This window comes from Marinomonas atlantica, assembly GCF_001639725.1.
GTDB classification, from domain to species: domain Bacteria; phylum Pseudomonadota; class Gammaproteobacteria; order Pseudomonadales; family Marinomonadaceae; genus Marinomonas; species Marinomonas atlantica.
Map to the genome: position 1 here is coordinate 558,727 of NZ_LTAW01000001.1, position 21,793 is coordinate 580,519.

The following is a 21,793-nucleotide window of genomic DNA, read 5'->3' on the forward strand; positions in this document are numbered from 1 at the left end:
AGAAGACTATGCCAAAACGTACTGACATAAAAAGCGTCTTAATCTTGGGTGCTGGCCCGATTGTTATCGGTCAGGCCTGTGAATTTGACTATTCAGGTGCACAAGCCTGTAAAGCCCTTCGTGAAGAAGGCTTCCGAGTGATTCTAGTTAACTCGAACCCTGCGACCATCATGACAGACCCTGTTATGGCGGACGCAACGTACATCGAGCCTATTGAATGGCAAACGGTTGAGAAAATCATCGAAAAAGAGCGTCCAGATGCGGTGCTTCCGACAATGGGTGGTCAAACAGCATTGAACTGTGCGCTGGATCTTGAGCGTCACGGTGTCTTGGCGAAATACAATGTTGAGATGATTGGTGCGACAGCGGATGCGATTGATAAAGCAGAAGACCGTCACCGTTTTGATGAAGCAATGAAAGCCATTGGTCTTGAATGTCCACGTGCTGGCATTGCACACAACATGGAAGAAGCGTTGAAAGTACAAAGCGAAGTTGGTCTTCCTTGTATTATTCGTCCTTCTTTCACTATGGGTGGTACCGGTGGTGGTATCGCTTACAACATGGAAGAGTTTGAAGAAATCTGTACGCGTGGTTTGGATCTATCGCCAACCAACGAACTTCTAATCGACGAATCTCTGATCGGTTGGAAAGAGTACGAGATGGAAGTTGTTCGTGACAAAAACGACAACTGTATCATTGTCTGTGCCATCGAAAACTTCGATGCCATGGGTGTTCACACTGGTGACTCGATCACAGTTGCGCCAGCACAAACTCTGACAGACAAAGAATACCAAATCATGCGTAACGCCTCGTTGGCGGTACTGCGTGAAATCGGTGTCGAAACAGGCGGTTCGAACGTACAGTTCGGTATGGACCCAGAAACAGGTCGTCTTGTTGTTATTGAGATGAATCCACGTGTATCACGTTCATCTGCATTGGCTTCGAAAGCAACGGGCTTCCCAATCGCAAAAATCGCTGCGAAATTGGCGATTGGTTACACCCTTGATGAGCTGCAAAACGATATTACCGGTGGACTAACGCCAGCAAGTTTCGAGCCTTCAATCGACTACGTTGTAACGAAAATTCCGCGTTTCACCTTCGAAAAATTCCCAACGGCAAACGATCGCCTAACGACGCAAATGAAGTCGGTTGGTGAGGTCATGGCGATTGGCCGTACGTTCCAAGAGTCGATGCAGAAAGCATTGCGTGGTCTTGAAACAGGCTCTGACGGTTTCAATCCACAGCTTGATCTTGAAGATGATGCAAGCAAAGAAATTTTGCAGCGTGAGCTGAAAGCGCCGGGTGCAGATCGTATTTGGTACATCGGTGATGCCTTCCGTGCCGGTATGAGCATGGAAGAGATTTACGAGCTAACGGGTGTCGATCCATGGTTCTTGGTGCAAATCGAAGACCTGATTAAAGAAGAGCAAGCGCTGAAAGTGACGGGTCTTGCTGAGCTTGATTACGACTACATGCGCCGTCTAAAGCGCAAAGGTTTCTCAGATGCACGTTTAGCAACATTGCTAGACGTAACTGAGAAGTCTCTTCGTGAGCGTCGTTATCTTGTAAACGTACATCCAGTGTACAAGCGTGTTGATACTTGTGCCGCAGAGTTTGCCTCTAACACGGCTTACATGTACTCGACATACGAAGACGAATGTGAAGCTGCGCCGAGTGATAAAGAGAAAATCATTATCCTAGGTGGTGGTCCAAACCGTATCGGTCAAGGTATCGAGTTTGACTACTGCTGTGTGCACGCAGCGCTAGGGTTACGCGAAGATGGCTTCGAAACCATCATGGTTAACTGTAACCCTGAAACGGTTTCGACTGACTACGATACGTCTGATCGCTTGTACTTTGAACCGGTAACGCTTGAAGACGTACTTGAGATCGTTCGTAAAGAGAAGCCAACAGGTGTGATTGTACAGTTTGGTGGCCAAACGCCGCTTAAAATTGCGCGTGCTCTACAAAACGAAGGTGTGCCAATCATCGGTACCACACCAGAAGCGATTGACCGTGCCGAAGACCGTGAACGCTTCCAAAGCATGATCCAGCGTTTAGGTTATAAGCAACCTAAAAACGCGACGGTTCGCTCTACGGAGCAAGCGATTGTGAAAGCGGCTGAAATTGGTTATCCACTGGTTGTACGCCCGTCGTACGTACTGGGTGGTCGTGCTATGGAAATCGTTTATAACGAGAAAGAACTGACGCGCTACATGACGTCGGCAGTGAAAGTGTCTAACGACAGCCCAGTATTGCTTGATCACTTCTTGAACTCAGCGATCGAGATCGATATCGATTGTATCTCTGATGGTAAAGAAGTTGTGATTGGCGGCATCATGCAACACATTGAACAAGCAGGTGTTCACTCTGGTGACTCAGCTTGTTCATTACCGCCTTACTCTTTGTCAGCGGATGTTCAAGATGACATTCGTGCGATGATTAAGAACATGGCGCTTGAGCTAGGCGTTATTGGTCTGATGAATACACAACTTGCTGTGCAAGACGGTGAAATCTACGTGATCGAGGTGAACCCTCGTGCATCTCGTACGGTTCCATTTGTTTCTAAGTGTATCGGTCGCTCACTTGCACAAGTAGCGGCATTGGTTATGGCAGGTAAATCACTTGCTGAACTAGGCTTTACGGAAGAAATTATTCCTGGCTACTACAGTGTGAAAGAAGCAGTCTTCCCGTTCAACAAGTTCCAAGGAGTTGACCCAATTCTTGGCCCTGAGATGAAATCTACGGGTGAAGTAATGGGTGTTGGTGATACGTTCGCTGAAGCCTTTGGTAAAGCTGTGTTGGGTGGCGGTACGGTGTTGCCGACGTCTGGTAATGCGTTTATCTCAGTACGTGATCAAGACAAGCCTGGCTCTGTAGATGTGGCAAAACGCCTTGTTGGATTAGGCTTCAAATTGATTGCAACGGGTGGTACAGCTAAGTACCTAACGGAGCACGGTGTTGAAGTTAAGAAAGTAAACAAGGTTAATGAAGGTCGCCCACATGTTGTTGATATGTTGAAAAACGGCGATATCAGCTACATTATTAATACAACTTCTGGTACGCAAGCGATTGCGGACTCTTCGGTTATTCGTCGTACAGCGTTGCAAGGTAAGGTGTGTTACACCACAACCCTAGCGGGTGCGGAAGCAACTAGCCTTGCGATCAGTAGCCAAGGCGAAGAGATCAAAGTCAGAAGATTACAAGATTTGCATACGGGGAAATAATGAAAAAAGTACCTATGACGGTTGAAGGCGAGGCGCGTTTACGCGCTGAGCTTAACCATCTTAAATCAGTTGTTCGTCCACGTGTGATTGCTGACATCGCGTCTGCACGTGAACATGGTGACTTGAAAGAAAATGCTGAATATCATGCAGCTCGTGAAGAGCAAGGTTTTTGTGAAGGTCGTATTTCTGAGATTGAAGGTAAGCTATCGGATTCTCAAGTCATCGATGTGAAAGCGATTGCTCATACTGGCAAAGTGATTTTCGGAACAACGGTAACTTTGTTTAACGTTGATACAGAAGAAACCGTTACTTACAAAATCGTCGGTGATGATGAGTCTGATGTGAAAGCTAAAATGATTTCTTATGCATCACCTATCGCAAAAGCGATCATTGGTAAAATGGAAGGCGACGAAGTTGTTGTAAAGATTCCAGCCGGTGAAGTGGTTTATGAAATTGAAACGGTAAAACACATCTAATCTAAACGTGTTTTAGCATGATCAAAAAACGCTAAGAGGGAGACTTCTTAGCGTTTTTTTGTTTTTATAAGTCAATATATCGTAAGGTTCGCCGATAAGCTGTATCACTGGCAATCTCAATTTACTCAATACGGAAGCGTCCTATGCAGCGACTATTTCTACCTTTATTTTGTGTTATCGCTCTCACTGGTTGTGGGGCATCAGAAGGGGGCGGTGATAATGGTGGTGATGTTGAAACTCCAACAACCCCAACCACACCTACAGAGCCAACGACTCCTACTGAGCCGACGACTCCTACTGAGCCAACGACTCCTACTGAGCCAACGACACCTACGGAACCAACGACTCCGACAACACCTACGGAACCAAGTAGTCCAGTAGATTATACTGTAGATGCAGCACTGCAAGCGCCAGTTTCATTAGTTGCTGTGGCCGCAAATCAGCAGATAGTAATGCGCTGGAACGACGCGCCAAATGCAGCAGTTTACACAGTTTATTATTCGACAGAAGAGATTACCGCAGACACTAGTCTAGCCGATTTGTTAATTGCTTTCGATAATGTGGAGGGAACGACTTATGTTTCTCCAGAGGCATATTTAACTAACGGTACGCCTTATTACGTTACTGTTGTTGCGAAAACATCAGCTGAGTCAACAAAAGTAAGTAGCTTTAGCCCGATTAAAAAGGTTGTTCCACAAGATAATGGTATTAATGTTGCTGATTTAGCTCAAATGCGAGAATTAAATGATACTGGGACTCGTTATGCAGTCAGCTCTGATACCCACTTGGATGCCTGTGAAGGCGGGGATCGCGGGGCAAAGGGTCAAGATTGTGCGTTTGGACGCGATGTCGATACAATTGCGAGTGATGATGTCGATGGTGTCGGTGGTTTTAGCTTTAGTAAAATCAGTAGTGATGGCAGTGTGTTGACAGCTGACTCAGAAGATTGGAGTTGTGTCTTAGACCATGTAAGTGGTTTGATGTGGGAAGTCAAAGAGGCAGGAGATAGTGCTCGTGGTAGTACCTTAAGTTCGGGTTTGCACGATGCGGATGATGCGTTTACTTGGTATGAGCCATCTTTGAGTGGCTCTGGTGTAACTGATGGGATACAAAGTAACGTCAATACTCCAGACACTTGCTTTGGCTATAACGATACAGATGGCTTCTGTAATACCTCTGAATTTGTAGCCCGAGTGAATCTTACAAATCTTTGTGGTCACAGTGATTGGCGCCTTCCTAGCGCAAATGAATTTATAAGTATCATTAATTACGGTAATAACTTTGCGCGTCGTTCAACATTTGCGGTGGATACCAATTTTTTTCCGATAACTGATGACACCTTGGTTGACAGCTACTGGACAGCATCCCCATTTTACGACAATTCTAGTCGTGCATGGCGTGTTTATTTACGTGATGTTAGATCTAGTGGTCAAGATTTAGGTAAAATTAATGGTTTATCAAAGGGTACAAGTGTAGGTGTTATGTTGGTGAGGACAGCACATGAATAAATTATCATTAGTCGTGTTACTAACAAGTATTTTTGTTAGTAGCGCTTACGCTGGTTGCAGTACTTCTACGATTGAGGCAACCACACCAACAACTAGGTTTACAATTGATGAGGAAGGCGGTGTTGTAACGGATCACTCGACTGGGTTGATGTGGAAGCGTTGTGTGGAGGGTTTTTCTGGCACAGATTGTCGTACAGGTAGCGCGCAGCAGTCTACTTTCGAGGGCGCTATAGAGCATATTGATAGCCTTAATAATAGCGCAGGATTTTCTGGCTTTACTGACTGGCGTTTACCAAATATAAAGGAGTTACGCAGCATAGTTGAAGAGCGATGTACGCGCCCCTCTTTAAATGAAGAAGTTTTCCCTCTGAAAAATACTGAGGCGGCAGATGATCAAAACTCAATAAATAATATGGTAGTTTTTTCTTCAACTCCCACGTCCTATTACGATTCTGGTGATACGTTTGTTTGGACGGTAAGTTTTGCTGAAGGGGTGTTAGATCGAAGTTCTGTCGGTGAGTATAACTTTGTTCGGTATTTTCGATTAGTACGAGACGCCCGTTAAGGTTAGGCATATGCGCAAAAAAGCATTACTTCTTGCGGTTTAGTGTGTGAGAAATCGTGCTTTTTAAGGTCAATAATAGGTGTCTGAATGCAAATTAATAAAATTTAAGCAGAGGACACTGTTATGCACCAATCACTTCTCGGCAAAAATGCGGCGATTACTGGCGCTGCATCTGGCATCGGCTGGGCCAGTGCAAAAGCAATGTTGGAGTCTGGTGCCACGGTTGTGTTAGTGGATCGTGATATAGGCGCTTTGGAGCGGGTTTGCAAGGATTACGATAAGGCAAAGCCTTTAGTTATGGATTTGCTTGATAGAGATGCCTGTAAAACGTTGATGCCCCAAATTATAAGTTTGACCGAAGGGCCTCTTGATATTTTTCATGCTAATGCGGGTTTATATGTTGGTGGTGATCTGGTGGACTCAGATCCCGATATGATCGACAGAATGCTGCATCTAAACATTAATGTGGTCATGAAAAACGTGCGCGATGTCATTCGCCATATGGTCCCTCAAAAAACGGGTGACATTATCGTTACCAGTTCCTTGGCGGCACATTTCCCTACACCGTGGGAGCCCGTTTATGCGTCTTCAAAATGGGCAATTGATTGCTTTGTGCAAACAACGCGTCGACAGGTATTTAAAGAGGGTTTGCGGATTGGTTCTGTATCACCAGGTCCTGTGATTACCTCTTTATTGGATGATTGGCCTGAAGAGCAGTTAGAGGCAGCGAAAGCGTCTGGAAGTTTGGTTGAAGCCAGTGAGATCGCTGAGATTATTTTATTTATGTTAACGCGGCCTCGAGGAATGACCATTCGAGATGTGGTTGTCATGCCAACAAACTTTGATTTATAGGAAGACATTGATGAGAAAAGGGCCGTCATAAGATGACGGCCCTTTTTAATTGATAGCGTTTAAAAGTATTTATTGAGCGTCTTTAAAGGCGGTGATCAATGCTTGAGTCGAGGCATCTAATTGCTGATTGTCAGTTTCATTAACAAGGCGATTATAGATGTCTGTGCCCAATACTTTGCCGAGCTCAACACCCCACTGGTCGAACGAGTTAATACCCCAAATTGTACCTTGAACAAAGGTACGGTGTTCGTATAAAGCAATTAACGCACCCGTTGTGAAAGGGGTAAGTTGCTCTGTCAGCAGTGTGTTGCTTGGGCGGTTCCCTGGAATCACTTTGTGCGGTGCAATCTCTTCGACTTGAGTTTCACTTGCGCCCGCATCACGTAACTCTTGCTTTGCCTGCTCCAAGCTTTTGCCGACCATTAAGGCTTGCGCTTGGCTGACGCAGTTTGCAAACAGCTGTGCGTGGTGATCAGCAACGGGGTTATGTGTTTTCAAGGGCGCAATGAAATCGACTGGAACAAGACGTGTGCCTTGATGTAATAACTGATGATAAGCATGCTGACCATTTGTGCCAGCGCCTCCCCAAATGATGGGGCCTGTATCGGTCTTCACACCTGAGCCATCGACCAAGTTCGCTTTACCGTTACTTTCCATGTCTACCTGCTGAATATGTGCAGGCATGGCACGTAAGTAATGATCATAAGGAATGAGGGCATGCGTTTGAGCGTTGTGAAAGTTACTATACCAAACACCTAATGCGCCCATGATTACTGGAAGGTTTTGATCAAAAGACGCTGTTTTAAAGTGTTCGTCCATGGCGTGAGCGCCATCTAGCAACTCATAGAAATGATCCATGCCAACGGCGACAGCAATAGGCAGTCCAATCGCAGACCAAAGTGAGTACCGTCCACCCACCCAATCCCACATAGGGAAGATGTTTTCTTCAGCCATACCAAAGTTAACGGCTTTCTCGACATTCGAGCTTACCGCAGCAAAGTGCTTTTTAATATCCGTTTCAGGTACGCCTTGGTCAATACACCAAGCACGTGCGGCATTGGCATTGTATAAGGTTTCAAGTGTGCCAAAAGACTTAGATGAGACGATGAATACGGTGGTTTCGGCATTCAGTCGTTTGAGTTTATCTGTGATGTCTGATCCATCGATATTGGCGACAAAGTGTACGTCGATATCATCGTGTTTGTAGGGTGTTAGCGCTTCTGCAACGACCTTAGGTCCAAGATAGGAGCCACCAATGCCGATGGATACGACGTCGGTGATTTTCTTGTCACTGTAACCACGCCATTCACCACTGTGTAGCTGAGAAACGAATGTCTCCATTTGTTTCAATGTGCTGCGCACTTCATCCAGTACATTCACACCATCAACCATTAGAGTTTCTTGAGCTTTGCTAGCACGAAGGGCGACATGCAACACAGAACGGTTTTCTGTGTTATTAATGGGCTCGCCACTAAACATACCTTCAATGGCTGGTTTCATACCTGCTTGCTCTACTAATTGTAGTAGCAGTTCTATGGTGTCGGCGTTTGCTCGGTTTTTAGAGTAGTCTAATGTCCACCCTGCAGCGGATGTTTTGAAAGACTTGGCACGTGTTGCGTCATCAGCAAATAGCTCGGTCATATGTACCGAAGCCATATCTTGCTGATGTTGTGCCAGTGCTTGCCACGCGGTTAGTTGCGTTGGTGAGCTCATGACAATCTCCCTAGGTTGAGTGTAAGAGTATTACGGCAGTTCAACAGTTATATTGTCGATCAACCGTGCTTTGCCTAAGTAGGCGGCAACAAGGATCACTAGTTGCTTCTCTTTCTCTGATGGTGTTAGTAAATCGTGTTGTGCACGTATTTCAAAGTAGTCACGCTCAAATCCCACTGCTTCAAGCTTCTGAAGAGCTTGTTCGCAAATGTTAGCGTAACTTACGTGACCTTCTAAAATGCTTTGCTTTGCCCATAGAAGGGTTTGGTAAATAGTCGGCGCGATGCTGAGTTCTTCAGCGCTTAAGTAACCATTACGCGAGCTCATTGCGAGACCTGAGTCTGCTCGTGCAATGTTTACACCAATGACTTCGACATTTGAGCTTAAGTCGCGTGCCATGTCTTCAATGACTTTTAATTGTTGAAAATCTTTGTTACCAAATATCGCACAATCAGGCATTACGATGTTAAAAAGTTTTGTGACGACGGTAGCGACACCCACAAAGTGTCCAGGGCGTGTTGCTCCACATAAAATGTCAGACAAGCCTGTTACTTCGATTTGAGTTTGGCTGCGTTTCCCGTCAGGGTACATTTCCAATGCCGATGGCGCGAATAAGTAGTCGCAAGTATTGCTCTCTAGCAATGCCTGATCTTCTGTTAGTGTACGAGGGTAGCGTTCGAGGTCTTCATTCGCTGAAAACTGCATCGGGTTAACGAAGATAGAGGCGACGACGACATCCCCTTCTTGACGAGCTCGGCGTACTAAATCCATGTGCCCTTCATGAAGATTCCCCATAGTTGGAACAAAGGCAATACGTTTGTCTTGTAGGCGTTCGCTTTTTAAAGCTGTGCGAAGTTCAGCAATCGTGTGAAATGTTTTCATGCGTCAAATGTATGCTCAGGTGCAGGGAATGAACCGTTTTTAACCTCTTCAACGTAAGCCGAAAAAGCTTGCTCGATACTACGGCCGTCAGTTAAAAAGTTTTTTACGAAGCGTGCCGGACGGCCAATGTTGATACCCAGCATATCGTGCATAACCAATACTTGGCCATCTGTATCGGCGCCTGCGCCGATACCAATAACGGGGACGTTAATGGCGCTCGTTAGGGTTTTACCGAGTGCGGCAGGGATGCATTCGTATAACAAAACATCTGCGCCAGCCTCTACTAATTCTAACGACTCTTTCAGGATAAGATCAGCAGCGGCTTGGTTTTGACCTTGAACCTTGTAGCCTCCCAACTTATGCACAGCTTGTGGCGTTAAACCAAGGTGTGAGCAAACCGGAATGCCTCGTTCAGAAAGCAAACGCACGGTATCTGCGAGCCAGCTACCACCTTCAAGCTTGACCATATTAGCGCCTGCTTGCATCAGTTTAGCGGCGTTGTCGAGTGCTTGATTTGGGGAGCTGTAACTCATAAAAGGCATGTCGGTCAGTATGAAAGCATGGCTGTTACCGCGTTTTACAGCGGCAGTGTGATAGCACATGTCGTCAATCGAAACCGGAAGTGTGCTGTCTTGGCCCTGTACTACCATGCCTAATGAGTCACCCACTAAAATTGTTTCCACCCCCGCTTGATTCATCGCATGGGTGAAGGTGGCATCGTAGCAAGTAAGGCAGGTGAATTTTTCACCGTCCTGTTTCATACGCTGTAGTTTGGAAAGAGTGATAGGGCGAGTAGGTTTCTTCACTGACGTGTCTGAGTACATAACTTACGCTTCTTTAATCGCTACCAAGTCACTGGTATCAAGTTGACTAACATGCTCTGCAACAGTTTTGCCATTATGCAGTAGCAGCTCTGGCGCTAGATCTAGTAAGGGACGGATCACGAACCCGCGTTCTAGCATAAAAGGATGGGGTACGGTCAGGCGTGGAAGCTCTATGGCGTCTTGGTTGAATAGTAGTATATCCAAATCGAGGGTACGAGGCCCCCAGTGGCGCTCACGAATGCGACGATGTGCTTGTTCTATATTCTGTAGTAAGTCGAGCGTTGCAATGCCATCGAGCTCCGTATTGAAATAGGCGACGGCATTAATGTAATCGGGCTGGTCTTGGGGGCCAACGGGCTTGCTTGAGTACAATGATGAGCAGGTGAAATTATGAATATCACCGTGCTTTTTTAGATCCTCTAATGCGCTTTTCAGCTGTGCCAGTGGGTTGTCTAAATTGCTTCCCAGTCCGATGTATACATGGTTCATTACGCTTATTTACTCTTCCGGTATTTGCTTTGCGTTATTTTTACGGCGGCGTGGGCGACGGCGTTTAGGTTTTACGCCATCGGTTTTGCGTTCGTCGGCTTTATTAATTAGGTCACGCTGCTGGTTCTCGGGGGCTTGCTGAAAGTTGGTCCACCAGTCGCCCAGTCCACCCATTTCTGTTCCGCTTTGTTCACGAATTAGTAGAAAGTCGTAAGCGGCACGGAAGCGAGGATGATGCAAAAGTGTTAAGGCTCGCTTGCCATAGCGTTTAGGTAAGCGGAACTGTAAATCCCAAATCTCACGCATTGGCGTAGAAAATCGACGCGGTATGGCCGTTGAGGCCACCTGATTATCTAACACCATGGTTGCAGCTTGATGCAGCGCAGGCATTTCAGGCAAACCTTGCTTTTCAAACTCTTCATGACGAAGTGCCACGCTTGGCCATAATAGGATAGCGTATAAGAAGTAAGGTGCCGTACTGCGACCACTTTGAATACGTTGATCTGTATTGTTTAAGCCTTGTAGGATGAAAGCTTCAGGGTCAATGTCTTTACGATGCCAGCCGCTCTTTAATAGGGCATCCGTATCAGGGAATAGGTATTTGAATAGGCCATATTCACGTAGCAAGGTGTATGTTGCTGCGCCATAGCCGCTGCCTAATAACTTCAGAACTTCTTCAAACAAGCGTGCGGGTGGAATGTGGTCCAATAGATGCGCCATTTCTTTAATTGGCGCAGCGGTTTCTGCTTCGATTTCAAAGTTTAGTTTGGCGGCAAATCGGATCGCACGCAACATGCGTACAGGATCTTCTTGGTAGCGCTGACGAGCGTCTCCGATGATGCGAATTTGGCGATTAGCAATGTCTTCTAGGCCACCGCAGTAATCGTTAATCGAGAAATCTGCGATGTTGTAGTACAGGGCATTGAACGTGAAGTCACGACGATTAGCATCTTCTTCGATGCTGCCATAAACATTGTCTCTTAGAATGATGCCATGTGACGATTTGGCCGTATCTTTGTCTTTTAAAGGCTTTTTCTGGTCTGTTTCTGCAGGGTGTTGTGCTGCAGTGTTGGCACGGAAAGTGGAAACTTCGATCATTTCCCGGCCATAAGTAACATGAACTAGTTTAAAACGACGACCAATTAAACGTGAATTTGAAAACAGTGCATGGGCTTGTTCTGGAGTGGCGTTAGTCACCACATCAAAATCTTTTGGCTCAATGTCTATAAGGTGATCTCGGATACAGCCACCCACTAGATAGGCATCGAATCCTGCTTCATGTAAGCGGTAAAGAACTTTCAGCGCGTTTGGACTGATGTTCTTTCTCGAGAACGTGTGTTGGTCTCTGGGGATTTCCAGAGGTAGTTGTCGAGACTCGTCTGAGCCAAAAAGGGAAGACGCTTTACGAACCAAAGACTTAAAACCTGCAAGCATTATATAAATAATTCAATTGTTGATGTGTTTGAATATTCTACACGGGTGAGATGGAAGTTACACGATAAACAAAGAAGGAATACAAAGGAATATAGCAAGTTAGAGAGTGATATTAAGAAGAAAGGGTATTACAAAGAAAAAAGCGAAAATAAAATAATCGCTTTGGATACATGAAGATACTAGTTCCGAAAACAAAGTTCGTGCTGCTTCTGCAGTTCTACTCAAGTTTTATTTTTATTATTGCAATGTCTTCATCGCCTTAACGGCTTGCATATCTAAAAAAATCAATTATCCAAAGCGATTTTTTCATCCGTAGTCTCAAATTTTATTTTTATTTTCAGAGACTACGGTGTTCCTTATGTTTTATTTTTATTTGAAGGAACGTTTACAATGATTAACTTATTTTTATTATCGTCAATCTTGTTATCGTTGTGTCATATATAAGGCATTTCTTGTGCCACTTTTCACAATGCACTGATAAATAAGGATTTATTTGTAAGGTTGTGCACTTTTTTTACTATTTAGGTTCGTTTATGTGAGTATTGTGGTAGCAAGTGTTACTTTTGTTCTGTTACTTTTCGTGGGATGTTGAGTTTTTGGCGGCGTTCCCAAAGACTTTTTCGGGATATGCCCAGAGATTGTGCAAGCTGTGTTTCGGTCATTTTATGTTGGTGCGTTAGCACAAAATGCTTAAAGTAATCATCAAGAGTGGAGCCTTCAATCTCAAACGATGAGGCTATATCGAAGGCGGCGCCATTATGCTCTGTTTTTGTTACGATTGTATGACCTTCCCTGTTCTTTAGTTTGAGGTTGTAAGCGTCCAGCTTTCCCTCGGGGCTAAGAATAACGGCGCGCTCTAGAGCGTTCTCTAATTCACGTACATTGCCAGGCCATTGATGTGATCGTATTGCTGCATCAAATGCTTTGGTGTATCGCGGTAGAGCCTTGTCGTGTTTCTTACAGGCTTTTTCGAGCAGTACCTTAGCGATGAGAGAGATGTCTTCGCCGCGCTCCCTTAAAGCTGGAACTGATAGTTCCATTACATACAGTCGGTAATACAAATCTTCACGGAACATGCCGTTTTGCACCATCTGTAAAAGGTTTCGGTGTGTCGCCGTTACTAAGCGAATGTCAACATGGCTTGACGTAACTGCGCCGACTCGACGAATTTCACCTTCTTGCAGTACTCTTAATAGCCGTGCTTGAGCTTCAAGTGGTAATTCACCGATTTCATCCAAGAATAAAGTTCCTTCATCGGCAGCCATAATAAGACCGTCTCGTGCAGATACGGCGCCAGTAAAAGCGCCTTTTTCATGGCCAAAAAGTTCTGATTCGATAAGGTTTTCGGGGATGGCTGCACAGTTTACACTGATGAGTGCGTTATTTTTGCGCTTAGATAAATTGTGGATCGACTTGGCCACCAGCTCCTTACCTGTACCAGACTCACCATGAATTAAGACTGTGGCATCTGTTTTGGCAACTTTTACGAGTTCATCAAACAAAGTGTGCATGGCTGGGCTGTTGCCAATGATACCGCTTTCAGGAGAGCCAAGTGTGGGGCTGCTAGGCACAGTTTCACGCGATGCAAATAAGCTGATGTTCTCTGGAGTGGCTGGCGATTGAGTGCTGTTGTCTTGTTTAGGTTTTTCCAGTGCTGCGATCACTTGGGCTAACACGGTGTCGGAATCTGTGGGCAGTGGAATAAAGTAGTTCGCGCCCTTAGACATGTATTCTATGGCGGCATTTAGGCTTGGACGTTGATCAAAAATGATAAAAGTATGATGCTTTATTTTTGTTAAGGCGTCTTCCGGGGCCACGTCTGCGTCAATCAGAAGTAGTTCGAAGTCATCCAGTTCGTAGTATTTAATGGCTTGGTCGATTGATTGGCTAATGTTGACGTGAAAACCATTTCGGCTTAACCAGCGATCCACTTCTTTTAGTGGTGAGTAGTCATCGCAAATCACCATAACATGATACATTTTTGTCACCCCTTGTAACTTGATGTCACGATTATACTCACTTTTAGTGGGGGTGCGAGTGCGGCTATTGGATGAGGTGTTGGTCAGTATCAAGCAAGGCAAGGTTTGCTTGGGATAGTTTTTTAGGTTGCCAGTGCTCAGTTGCCCAAGATAGTAGTTGAGGCAACGAGTAATCCTTTGGAACATCTTTGAATCCTAGATAATACAATACTCGCCGTAGAATCTGTCGCTCCCCATTTGGGATGGCTTTAGCATGATTCTGTTTGCTTATTTTATCACCGAACTCATTCACAATGAGGGGTAAGTGCATCATAAAGGGTGCTTGCCAGCCAAGCTGTTGGTAAAGCCAGAGTTGCTGGCCAGTGGTGTCCAGTAAGTCGGCACCGCGCACGATATGGCTAATGTGTTGTAGGTGGTCGTCTACCACTACTGCTAACTGGTAAGAAAAGTAGCCATCTTTGCGTTTTAATACTGGGTGATTCGATGGTTGGCTAATATCAAAATATTGTTTGCCTTGTATAGGGTCGCAATATTCGTAGCGGCCGACTTCACAGAACGCGCGCCATGAGTGAGGGTGGTTTACATCACATTGGCATTGATTTGGGTGTAGCCCGCTATTGGTCTTTAAAGACGCGCGGGTGCACTGACAAGGGTAGGCTAGGTTTGATGCAGTAAGTTGTTCCAAGAAGTGTTGATAAAGGCTTTGGCGGTCGGATTGACGCACTACATCCTCATCAGAAATAAGATGATAGCTGGCTAATGTATCGAGAATAGCTTGCTGAAAAGTGTCATGGCAACGAGTGCCGTCGACATCTTCTAGGCGAATTAACCAAGTGCCTTGTTGTTGGCGAGCATCTAGGTAACTCGCAACGGCACTGAGCAAAGAGCCGAAATGAAGCGGGCCGGTAGGCGATGGGGCGAACCGGCCGCGATAAGCATTGGGCATGGTTTAGTTGCCGATTTGCTTCTCTTTGATTTCAGCAAGTGTTTTGCAATCGATACACATGCTTGCAGTAGGACGAGCTTCAAGTCGACGGATGCCGATATCAATGCCACACTCATCACAGAAGCCGTAGTCGTCTTCGTTGATTCGCTCGATGGTTTGATTGATTTTTTTAACCAATTTACGCTCACGGTCTCGAGCACGTAACTCTAGGCTAAACTCTTCTTCTTGACTGGCGCGATCGTTTGGATCAGCGTAGTTCACCGCTTCTTCTTGTAAGTTGTGAACGGTGCGATCAACCTCTTCCATCAGGTTTTGCTTCCAGTTGAGAAGGATGCTTTTGAAATGCGCCAATTGTTTTTCGTTCATGTACTCTTCACCGTCCGCCGCAACGTAAGGTGTAAAGTCTTTCATCAATGATTCAGGATTTTTACTTGGCATAGTCTTGCCTCACTTCCCAGGTGTTCCTTGTGGTAACCTGTTTACATTAAGTTAAAGTGGTTTAATTTTTCGGGCGGAAAGTTATCAGATAATCTGAGTTATAACCACATTTTTTGCGCAAAAAGCGTTATTCTTTTCCAAGCATATTTACAAACGTTAGAGATTTAGCATGCAAACAATAGCAAAACGCGTGGAACAAATAGCCCCATTTCAGGTGATGGCGGTGATGGCGCGAGCAAAGCAATTGCAGGCCGCTGGTCAGGATGTTATCCACCTAGAAGTGGGGGAGCCTGATTTCAGTGCACCACAAGCAGTGAGCGAAGCAGGCATTGCGGCGATCAGCGAAGGAAAGACCGGTTATACCTCTGCGACAGGGTTGCCTGAGTTGAGGCAGTCGATCAGTAAGTTTTATTTACAGCGTTATGGCGTTGACGTGAGCACAGAGCGTATTGTCGTGACGCCAGGTGCGTCAGGTGCTTTATTACTGCTTAGTTCATTGATGGCAGAAGTGGGCTCAGAAGTGCTTATGCCAGACCCTTGCTACCCTTGTAATCGTCATTTTTTATTACAAGTTGGTGCGACAGCTCGTATGTTGGAATGTTTCAGTGAAAATAACTTCGAGATTGATCTTAAGCAGTTGCAAAGTGAATGGCGTGATCAGACAACAGGGTTGTGGTTAGCATCTCCGGCTAATCCAACCGGCTCAGTGTTGTCTCAGGAATATATACAGCAAGCGTGGTCGATTGTTCAGCAACAGGGCGGCCATTTGTTGGTGGATGAAATTTATCAAGGACTCGTCTTTGAAGGGCTCGATTTTACCGCGTTAAGCATCAGCGATGATATTTTTGTCGTGAACAGCTTTTCAAAATACTTTGCTATGACGGGGTGGCGCTTAGGTTGGATTGTGGTGCCAGAGTGGGCCATTGAAGGCGCAACAAAACTGGCGCAGAATTTATTTATATCTGCATCATCTGTTGCGCAATATGCTGCACTTCGCGCCTTCGAACCAGATGTGCTGGCAGAGTGCGAAGACCGTCGTCAGACCTTAGCTAAACGTCGTATTACCTTGATAAACGGCTTGAAACGTTTGGGTTTGACTATTGCGTCAGCGCCGCAAGGTGCGTTCTATGTTTATGTTGATGTGTCGTCGATTACGACAGATGCAATGCAATGGTGTTTAGATTTGTTGCAACAAGAGTATATTGCACTGACGCCGGGTGCGGACTTTGGACACAGAGAGGCGCATAAATATGTGCGGTTTGCTTATACCTGTGATTGTGAACGAATTGAGCAGGCCTTGGTGCGGATCGAGCGATTCATGGCATCTTAAGGTGCTTTTTATTGACCTTAATCGTGTTCTTTTTAGGTTTTGGAAAACCTCCTTTTAAAGCGCGTTATTACTCTGCATTATAGTTGACATTAAAATTTGTGTGCTTGGGTGTAGGGTTGATATGCGTAAAGTTCAGCTTTGGCGTCGCTTGGCGGCCGCTTTTTATGATGCTCTTTTATTGATCGCGTTGTATTTCATCGTAGGTTGGATTGCGGTGATGTCTAACGATGGTGAAGCTGTGGAGAGTTTCTGGATGTTTTGGTTGTTGCTGTTGATTGCATGGGGCTTTTTCTTCAAATTTTGGCGTTATCCTGGTCAAACACTGGGAATGCAGGTTTGGAAGTTTCGCGTAGTGCAAGAAAGCGGCGCGCCAATTACGGCTCGACAAGCGACAGCGCGCTATGTGTTTGCGTTAGTGTCTTGGGCATGTTGTGGGTTAGGATTTCTGTGGGCGCTAATTGATAAGAAGCAACAAACGTGGCATGACAAAATGTCACAGACGCGGTTGGAATTTATTGACCACAAGCAGCGCAGCCAAGATTCTTAATGGCTGCGCTGAGCGTCATTACTAATGGCGACGTTTGAGCAGGTATAAACCGATCATAAAGCAAATAAGGATCGGGATTAGGATGCCCAAAAGGGGTGGCAACGAGCTTACAAGGCTAAACCGTCCCGTGATGTAAAGGCTGTTTTGGAAGGCCAATCCAATCAATACGCCAGAGAAAATACGCCCCCCCATAGTAGATGAGCGCAGAGGTCCAAATACCGTAGAAATGGCCACGATCACTAGTGCTAACGATGATAAAGGTCTAAAGACTTTGCTCCAGAAGGCGAGCTCATAATTCCCCGCGTTAAGTCCTTGTTCCTTTAAAAAGGCTGAATACTGATATAGCTGAGTAAGTGACAGACTGTCCGGTTCTTGTGTGGATAAGTACAAGAAATCGGCCTTTAGCGAAGAGGTCCACTCTTGGCTTTTTGTGTTGCTTACTTCAACTTTAGTATCGGTAAACGTTGAAGTCTGGATGTTTTGTAGTTGCCAAGTGTCTTCAGAAACTTGAGTGGCACGCTTTGCCGCATGGATGGCGCGTAACTGATCACCTTCGCGATCGTAAATGGTAATGTTGTATAAATTACCTTCGCGATCTGCGGCATCAATATAGATATAGTCGCCATTTGTTTTAAGCCAGCTACCGCCAGTGATGGCGAAATCTTGGTTGACGCCAACTTGAAGCTTATCCACAAGATTGGCTTTTTGTTCTGCGATAGGTGATACAAATTCCGCAACCAATAACCCAAGTACAGCCAAAAGTAAGACTGGCTTACAAGCTGCAAAACCTAGACGCCATAATGGGATACCCGCGGCGCGCATAACGGTAATTTCAGAGGTGGACGCTAAGGCTCCGAGTCCAACTAAGGTTCCAATTAGAGAGGAAACAGGTAAGTATTCCGCTAGCTTTCCTGGGATACGTAGTCCAAGTACTTGGATTAAAGTGCCGGCGGTGTATTGATCATTTATCTTTTTTACTTCTTCGATAAAGGTAATCGCAAAGTCCAGTCCTAGTAAAACAAACGCCACCAAGCAGACGGCCAGTAATACGCTCATGCCAACGTAGTGGTCAAGTTTACGCATGGCGGCTCTCCTTGTTCTTAGGCAGTTTCGCGGACTTACGCGAGAAGGCTTGGTTGAAGAGCAGGAAGGTGTAGGTGCCTATCAGCAAGAAGATGACATGCACCCACCATAAACCTAATTGTGCTGGAATAATCTGTTTTTCTAACGCCGTGCGTCCCCAGATAAGCATGCCTAAATATGTGATCAGCAAAATGATAGCGGGCAGCATTTTAAAGAAACGTCCTTGTCTTGGGTTCACTTGACTGAGCGATAAACCAATAATGGCCAGTATCGGCACAATGATGACGAGGCTGATGCGCCATTGTAATTCTGCAACTAATTTTGGATCGCTGGACTGCAGTAAAGACAGGGTTGGCTGAGCTTCCTCAGCTGTAATATCTTGCATCGGGCGGTCCTCAATGCGGATAGCATAGGTATCGAAGGTCGTTAGGCTGTAGTTTCCAGTGCCAGGGGTGCCTTCATAACGTACCCCATCTTTAAGGACCAAATACTGTAACCCGTCGTGCTCAGCAAAACGCACTAACTCGCCGTAGCGTGCTAAGGTTTGAGTTGGGATACGCTGATTTGATTTGATGGTCGTGTCTGAAATAAACAGATTTTCCATCCAGCCCTCATCGGCGGTAAAATTTTCGATGTAAGTGGCTTTTTGTCCTGAGCCCTCAAACTTTCCCGGCTGTAAAAAGTCGAAAGCGGTGAGCTGGCTTTGGGAGCGAGTCATTTCTTGAGCTTTATACTCAAACGTTGGAGATACCCAAAAATTTATGGTGGCCGAGATGGCCGTCACAAAAAGTGCAATACCTAAGGTGTAGACTCCAAGTTTTACTTTGCTGACGCCACTGGCGAATAGAATCGACATTTCATTTTCGATGTACAGTCGGCCGTAAGCCAAGAGTAAAGAAAGGAAAAAAGCTAACGGCAAAATGACTTGAATAAAACTTGGTACATGGAGTCCCAAGATAATGAACAAAAAGTCAAAGCTCATTTTTCCTTCTGCGACACGTCCCAAGTAATTGACGATGCGTCCACTTAAAATGACAAGAAGTAAGATGAGCGTCACCGCTGCGGTTGACACCAACACTTCTTTAGCCAAGTATCTGAATAGTTTCAAAGGAACCTCTACTGGAGTTCTAGCGTGACTTCAGGCGATCGCTACTGTTTTAAAGCGGCCAATATTATCTCGATAGTTGCCGCAGGTAGCCAGTATTTTAGAAAGATTATTGAATTGGATGGGAAATATGAAAACACAATTGTTCAACAATGCTGCTGATGTGCAAGCTGACCTGCTTGTTGTATTCGTTCCGAGTGAAGGTGAGTTGCCAGCCGCAACGGCACAGGCAGATGAAAAAGTACAAGGCCAGATTACAGCACTACGCGAACAAACCGTTTTCAAAGCCGGTGTAGCACAAACACAATTATTGCCAAGCACATCAGAACGTCAGCCAGCACTATTGTTGGTCGGTACGGGCAAAGAAGCGCTTTCTGATATGAATGCGAAAAAAGTCATTGCGGCAATCGGTACACAAATTAAAGGACTTCCATATGCAACCGTTGCTGTCGCTGCAACAGGTTTGTCTGTTAAGAATCGTGACCAGAAAAACATTACTACCTTGTTAGCACAATGGCTTAATGAAGCGTTTTATGAATTCCTTGGCTTCAAACAATCGGATGCGGATAAAGTTACAAAAGTTGAAACCCTGTTAATTGAAGGCAGTGACCAAGCAGCGTTAGACATTGGTGTTGCAACAGCGTCTGGTTCTGCGTTCACTCGTCAATTGGGTAATTTGCCGGGTAATGTGTGTACGCCAGCTTACTTGGCCTCCAAAGCGCAGCATCTTGGTGAAGAATTCGGTATTGATATCGAATTGCTAGATGAAACCAAAATGGATGAGCTTGGTATGCACTGTCTGCTATCAGTTGGACGCGGCAGTGATCAGCCAAGCTACTTGATCGTTATGCACTACCGTGGTGGCAAAGAAGATGAAGCGCCGCATGTTTTGCTAGGTAAAGGTATTACCTTTGATACGGGTGGTATTTCATTGAAGCCCGGTGCGAAAATGGACGAAATGAAATACGACATGTGTGGTGCGGCCAGTGTATTCGGAACGATGAAGGCAATTTGTGAACTGAAGCCCGCATTGAACTTTACTGCAGTGATTGCTGCAGCGGAAAACATGCCAAGTGCACGTGCTACGAAGCCTGGCGATGTAGTACGTACAATGTCAGGTAAAACAGTGGAAGTGTTGAACACAGATGCGGAGGGACGTTTAGTGTTATGTGATGCATTGACTTATATTGAGCGTTTTAAACCTCAGTCAGTGGTTGATATTGCGACATTGACGGGAGCTTGTATTGTGGCCCTTGGTAGTGTCAATTCAGGTATGTACGCTAATAAGCAAGACGTAGCGGATGCTTTGAAAGCAGCTGGCAGTGAAGCCGCAGACAAACTTTGGCAGATGCCGTTGGATGAAGAGTATCAGCAGCAGTTGGATAGCAATTTCGCCGATATGGGGAATATTGGTGGACCGGAGGCCGGCTCGGTAACGGCGGCTTGTTTCCTTTCGCGCTTTACTGAAAGTTACCCTTGGGCGCACTTGGATATTGCTGGCACAGCTTGGACAGGTGGGGCAGCGAAAGGTGCGAGCGGCCGCCCTGTAGGTCTGTTGACTCAATACTTATTAAGTAAAGCGAACTAGAGCTCTCTTAAGTCAATAAAACCCTGTAAGTTGTCATGCTTGCAGGGTTTTTTTGTTTGCTAATGAATTTGAACTTTGCTCTTGGCGATGAAAAGTGATGAAATCGCTAGACTGTATCTTTTTTAGTTATATAGGTAGGTATAGTTTGGTGTGATTTTCGGCGCGTATCGTTAGGGTGGACTTTTGGCCAGTTCAGTGCGAAAGTTGTACAACTTGAACGTTTCCTATCGGAAAAATTTAAACTGAAATCAGTCTTGATTTAGTACGATACACTTAGGTTTGGTTGTGATTTTTTATGTCTGATGTGCTTTCTGATGCTCAAATGTTTATGTCTGAGCCGGACGAAACAGTCCTAACAGCTGCGTTACGTAATAAAGATGATATTCCTATCTTGATGGATATCGTGGGTGCAGATGATGCAGCAACACCCATTAGTCAGGAAATGCACTTGAAGAAATCTCTGTTTTCTGATGAAGCGGAGACGGAAAAGCCGACGCCAACCTTTAAGTACGAAGCGCCTGAGAAAAAGACCAAATTCCAATACGAACCACCTGAAAAAGGTGCTGAGTTTAATTACGAGCCGCCTGAAGAGACAACTGAGACCGTTACAAAGACTGTTTCCGAATCTGTCACTCAAACGGTTGAGCATGTGGCTACTGCCGTACAACCTAATACGGCAGATAAAGATCAGTCTCAACTTATTGCGGACGCCATCAAAAGCGTTCTAGAACGCAGATTGCCAGAGCTGGTTGCAGAAGTAATGATGGAAATCTCAAGACACGATGATCCTTAGGGGTGACGTGACTT

General features: G+C 45.4%; 19 protein-coding genes. 9 read left to right on the forward strand and 10 right to left on the reverse strand.

The features are described from left to right. Positions 1–8: 8 nt before the first annotated feature. The 5 genes from carB (at position 9) to AYW75_RS02645 (ending at position 6,628) form a co-directional block, all read left to right on the forward strand. Positions 9–3,227, forward strand: coding sequence for a carbamoyl-phosphate synthase large subunit (carB, locus tag AYW75_RS02625; RefSeq protein WP_067094925.1), 3,219 nt, complete (start codon positions 9–11; stop codon positions 3,225–3,227). After that, positions 3,227–3,703 (forward strand): transcription elongation factor GreA, encoded by a 477-nt coding sequence (gene greA, locus AYW75_RS02630; RefSeq protein ID WP_067030337.1) that lies wholly within the window; start codon positions 3,227–3,229, stop codon positions 3,701–3,703. Before carB ends, greA begins: the two co-directional genes overlap by 1 nt. A 143-nt stretch (positions 3,704–3,846) precedes the next feature. Continuing rightward, entirely contained in the window at positions 3,847–5,211 is a 1,365-nt protein-coding gene (locus AYW75_RS02635; protein ID WP_067094928.1) for an Lcl C-terminal domain-containing protein, read from the forward strand. Next, complete coding sequence (locus tag AYW75_RS02640) at positions 5,204–5,776, forward strand: Lcl C-terminal domain-containing protein (RefSeq protein WP_067094931.1); 573 nt, start codon at positions 5,204–5,206, stop codon at positions 5,774–5,776. Before AYW75_RS02635 ends, AYW75_RS02640 begins: the two co-directional genes overlap by 8 nt. A gap of 123 nt (positions 5,777–5,899) precedes the next feature. Then, positions 5,900–6,628 carry an SDR family oxidoreductase gene (locus AYW75_RS02645; protein ID WP_067094934.1) on the forward strand — a complete coding sequence of 243 codons (729 nt, stop codon included), beginning with the start codon at positions 5,900–5,902 and terminating at the stop codon, positions 6,626–6,628. 69 nt (positions 6,629–6,697) lie between these two features. On the opposite strand, the gene pgi is transcribed toward AYW75_RS02645, so the two are convergent. The 8 genes from pgi to dksA form a co-directional block, all read right to left on the reverse strand. Then, entirely contained in the window at positions 6,698–8,341 is a 1,644-nt protein-coding gene (gene pgi / locus AYW75_RS02650; RefSeq protein WP_067094936.1) for a glucose-6-phosphate isomerase, read from the reverse strand. Between the two features lie 30 nt (positions 8,342–8,371). Further along, entirely contained in the window at positions 8,372–9,223 is an 852-nt protein-coding gene (gene panC / locus AYW75_RS02655; RefSeq protein WP_067094940.1) for a pantoate--beta-alanine ligase, read from the reverse strand. After that, entirely contained in the window at positions 9,220–10,047 is an 828-nt protein-coding gene (gene panB / locus AYW75_RS02660) for a 3-methyl-2-oxobutanoate hydroxymethyltransferase (protein WP_067094944.1), read from the reverse strand. Before panB ends, panC begins: the two co-directional genes overlap by 4 nt. A 3-nt stretch (positions 10,048–10,050) precedes the next feature. Next, entirely contained in the window at positions 10,051–10,536 is a 486-nt protein-coding gene (gene folK, locus AYW75_RS02665; protein WP_067094946.1) for a 2-amino-4-hydroxy-6-hydroxymethyldihydropteridine diphosphokinase, read from the reverse strand. Positions 10,537–10,545: 9 nt separating this feature from the next. Continuing rightward, positions 10,546–11,970, reverse strand: coding sequence for a polynucleotide adenylyltransferase PcnB (gene pcnB / locus AYW75_RS02670; RefSeq protein ID WP_067094949.1), 1,425 nt, complete (start codon positions 11,968–11,970; stop codon positions 10,546–10,548). A gap of 557 nt (positions 11,971–12,527) precedes the next feature. After that, positions 12,528–13,949, reverse strand: coding sequence for a sigma-54-dependent transcriptional regulator (locus tag AYW75_RS02675; protein ID WP_067094952.1), 1,422 nt, complete (start codon positions 13,947–13,949; stop codon positions 12,528–12,530). 64 nt (positions 13,950–14,013) lie between these two features. Beyond that, the gene (gluQRS, locus tag AYW75_RS02680; protein WP_067094955.1) at positions 14,014–14,895 is read right to left on the reverse strand and encodes a tRNA glutamyl-Q(34) synthetase GluQRS; all 882 of its coding nucleotides are present in this window, start codon (positions 14,893–14,895) and stop codon (positions 14,014–14,016) included. Positions 14,896–14,898: 3 nt separating this feature from the next. Next, positions 14,899–15,333, reverse strand: coding sequence for an RNA polymerase-binding protein DksA (gene dksA / locus AYW75_RS02685; protein ID WP_067094957.1), 435 nt, complete (start codon positions 15,331–15,333; stop codon positions 14,899–14,901). Between the two features lie 169 nt (positions 15,334–15,502). Here dksA and AYW75_RS02690 point away from each other — a divergent pair, with 169 nt between their 5' ends. Beyond that, a complete protein-coding gene (locus AYW75_RS02690; protein WP_067094960.1) occupies positions 15,503–16,663 on the forward strand; it encodes an aminotransferase class I/II-fold pyridoxal phosphate-dependent enzyme in 1,161 nt (386 codons plus the stop codon). Between the two features lie 121 nt (positions 16,664–16,784). Beyond that, positions 16,785–17,210, forward strand: a complete 426-nt coding sequence (locus AYW75_RS02695) for an RDD family protein (RefSeq protein ID WP_067094963.1) — start codon at positions 16,785–16,787, stop codon at positions 17,208–17,210. A gap of 21 nt (positions 17,211–17,231) precedes the next feature. Here the strand turns inward: AYW75_RS02695 and lptG are convergent, their stop codons facing one another. Further along, positions 17,232–18,293 (reverse strand): LPS export ABC transporter permease LptG, encoded by a 1,062-nt coding sequence (gene lptG / locus AYW75_RS02700; protein WP_067030383.1) that lies wholly within the window; start codon positions 18,291–18,293, stop codon positions 17,232–17,234. Then, entirely contained in the window at positions 18,286–19,401 is a 1,116-nt protein-coding gene (lptF, locus tag AYW75_RS02705; RefSeq protein ID WP_067094966.1) for an LPS export ABC transporter permease LptF, read from the reverse strand. The genes lptG and lptF overlap by 8 nt, the downstream gene beginning before the upstream one ends. Before the next feature lie 127 nt (positions 19,402–19,528). On the opposite strand from lptF, the gene AYW75_RS02710 reads away from it, so the two are divergent. Beyond that, complete coding sequence (locus AYW75_RS02710) at positions 19,529–20,986, forward strand: leucyl aminopeptidase (RefSeq protein ID WP_067094969.1); 1,458 nt, start codon at positions 19,529–19,531, stop codon at positions 20,984–20,986. 295 nt (positions 20,987–21,281) lie between these two features. Next, a complete protein-coding gene (locus AYW75_RS02715; protein ID WP_067094972.1) occupies positions 21,282–21,779 on the forward strand; it encodes a hypothetical protein in 498 nt (165 codons plus the stop codon). Positions 21,780–21,793: the final 14 nt, after the last annotated feature.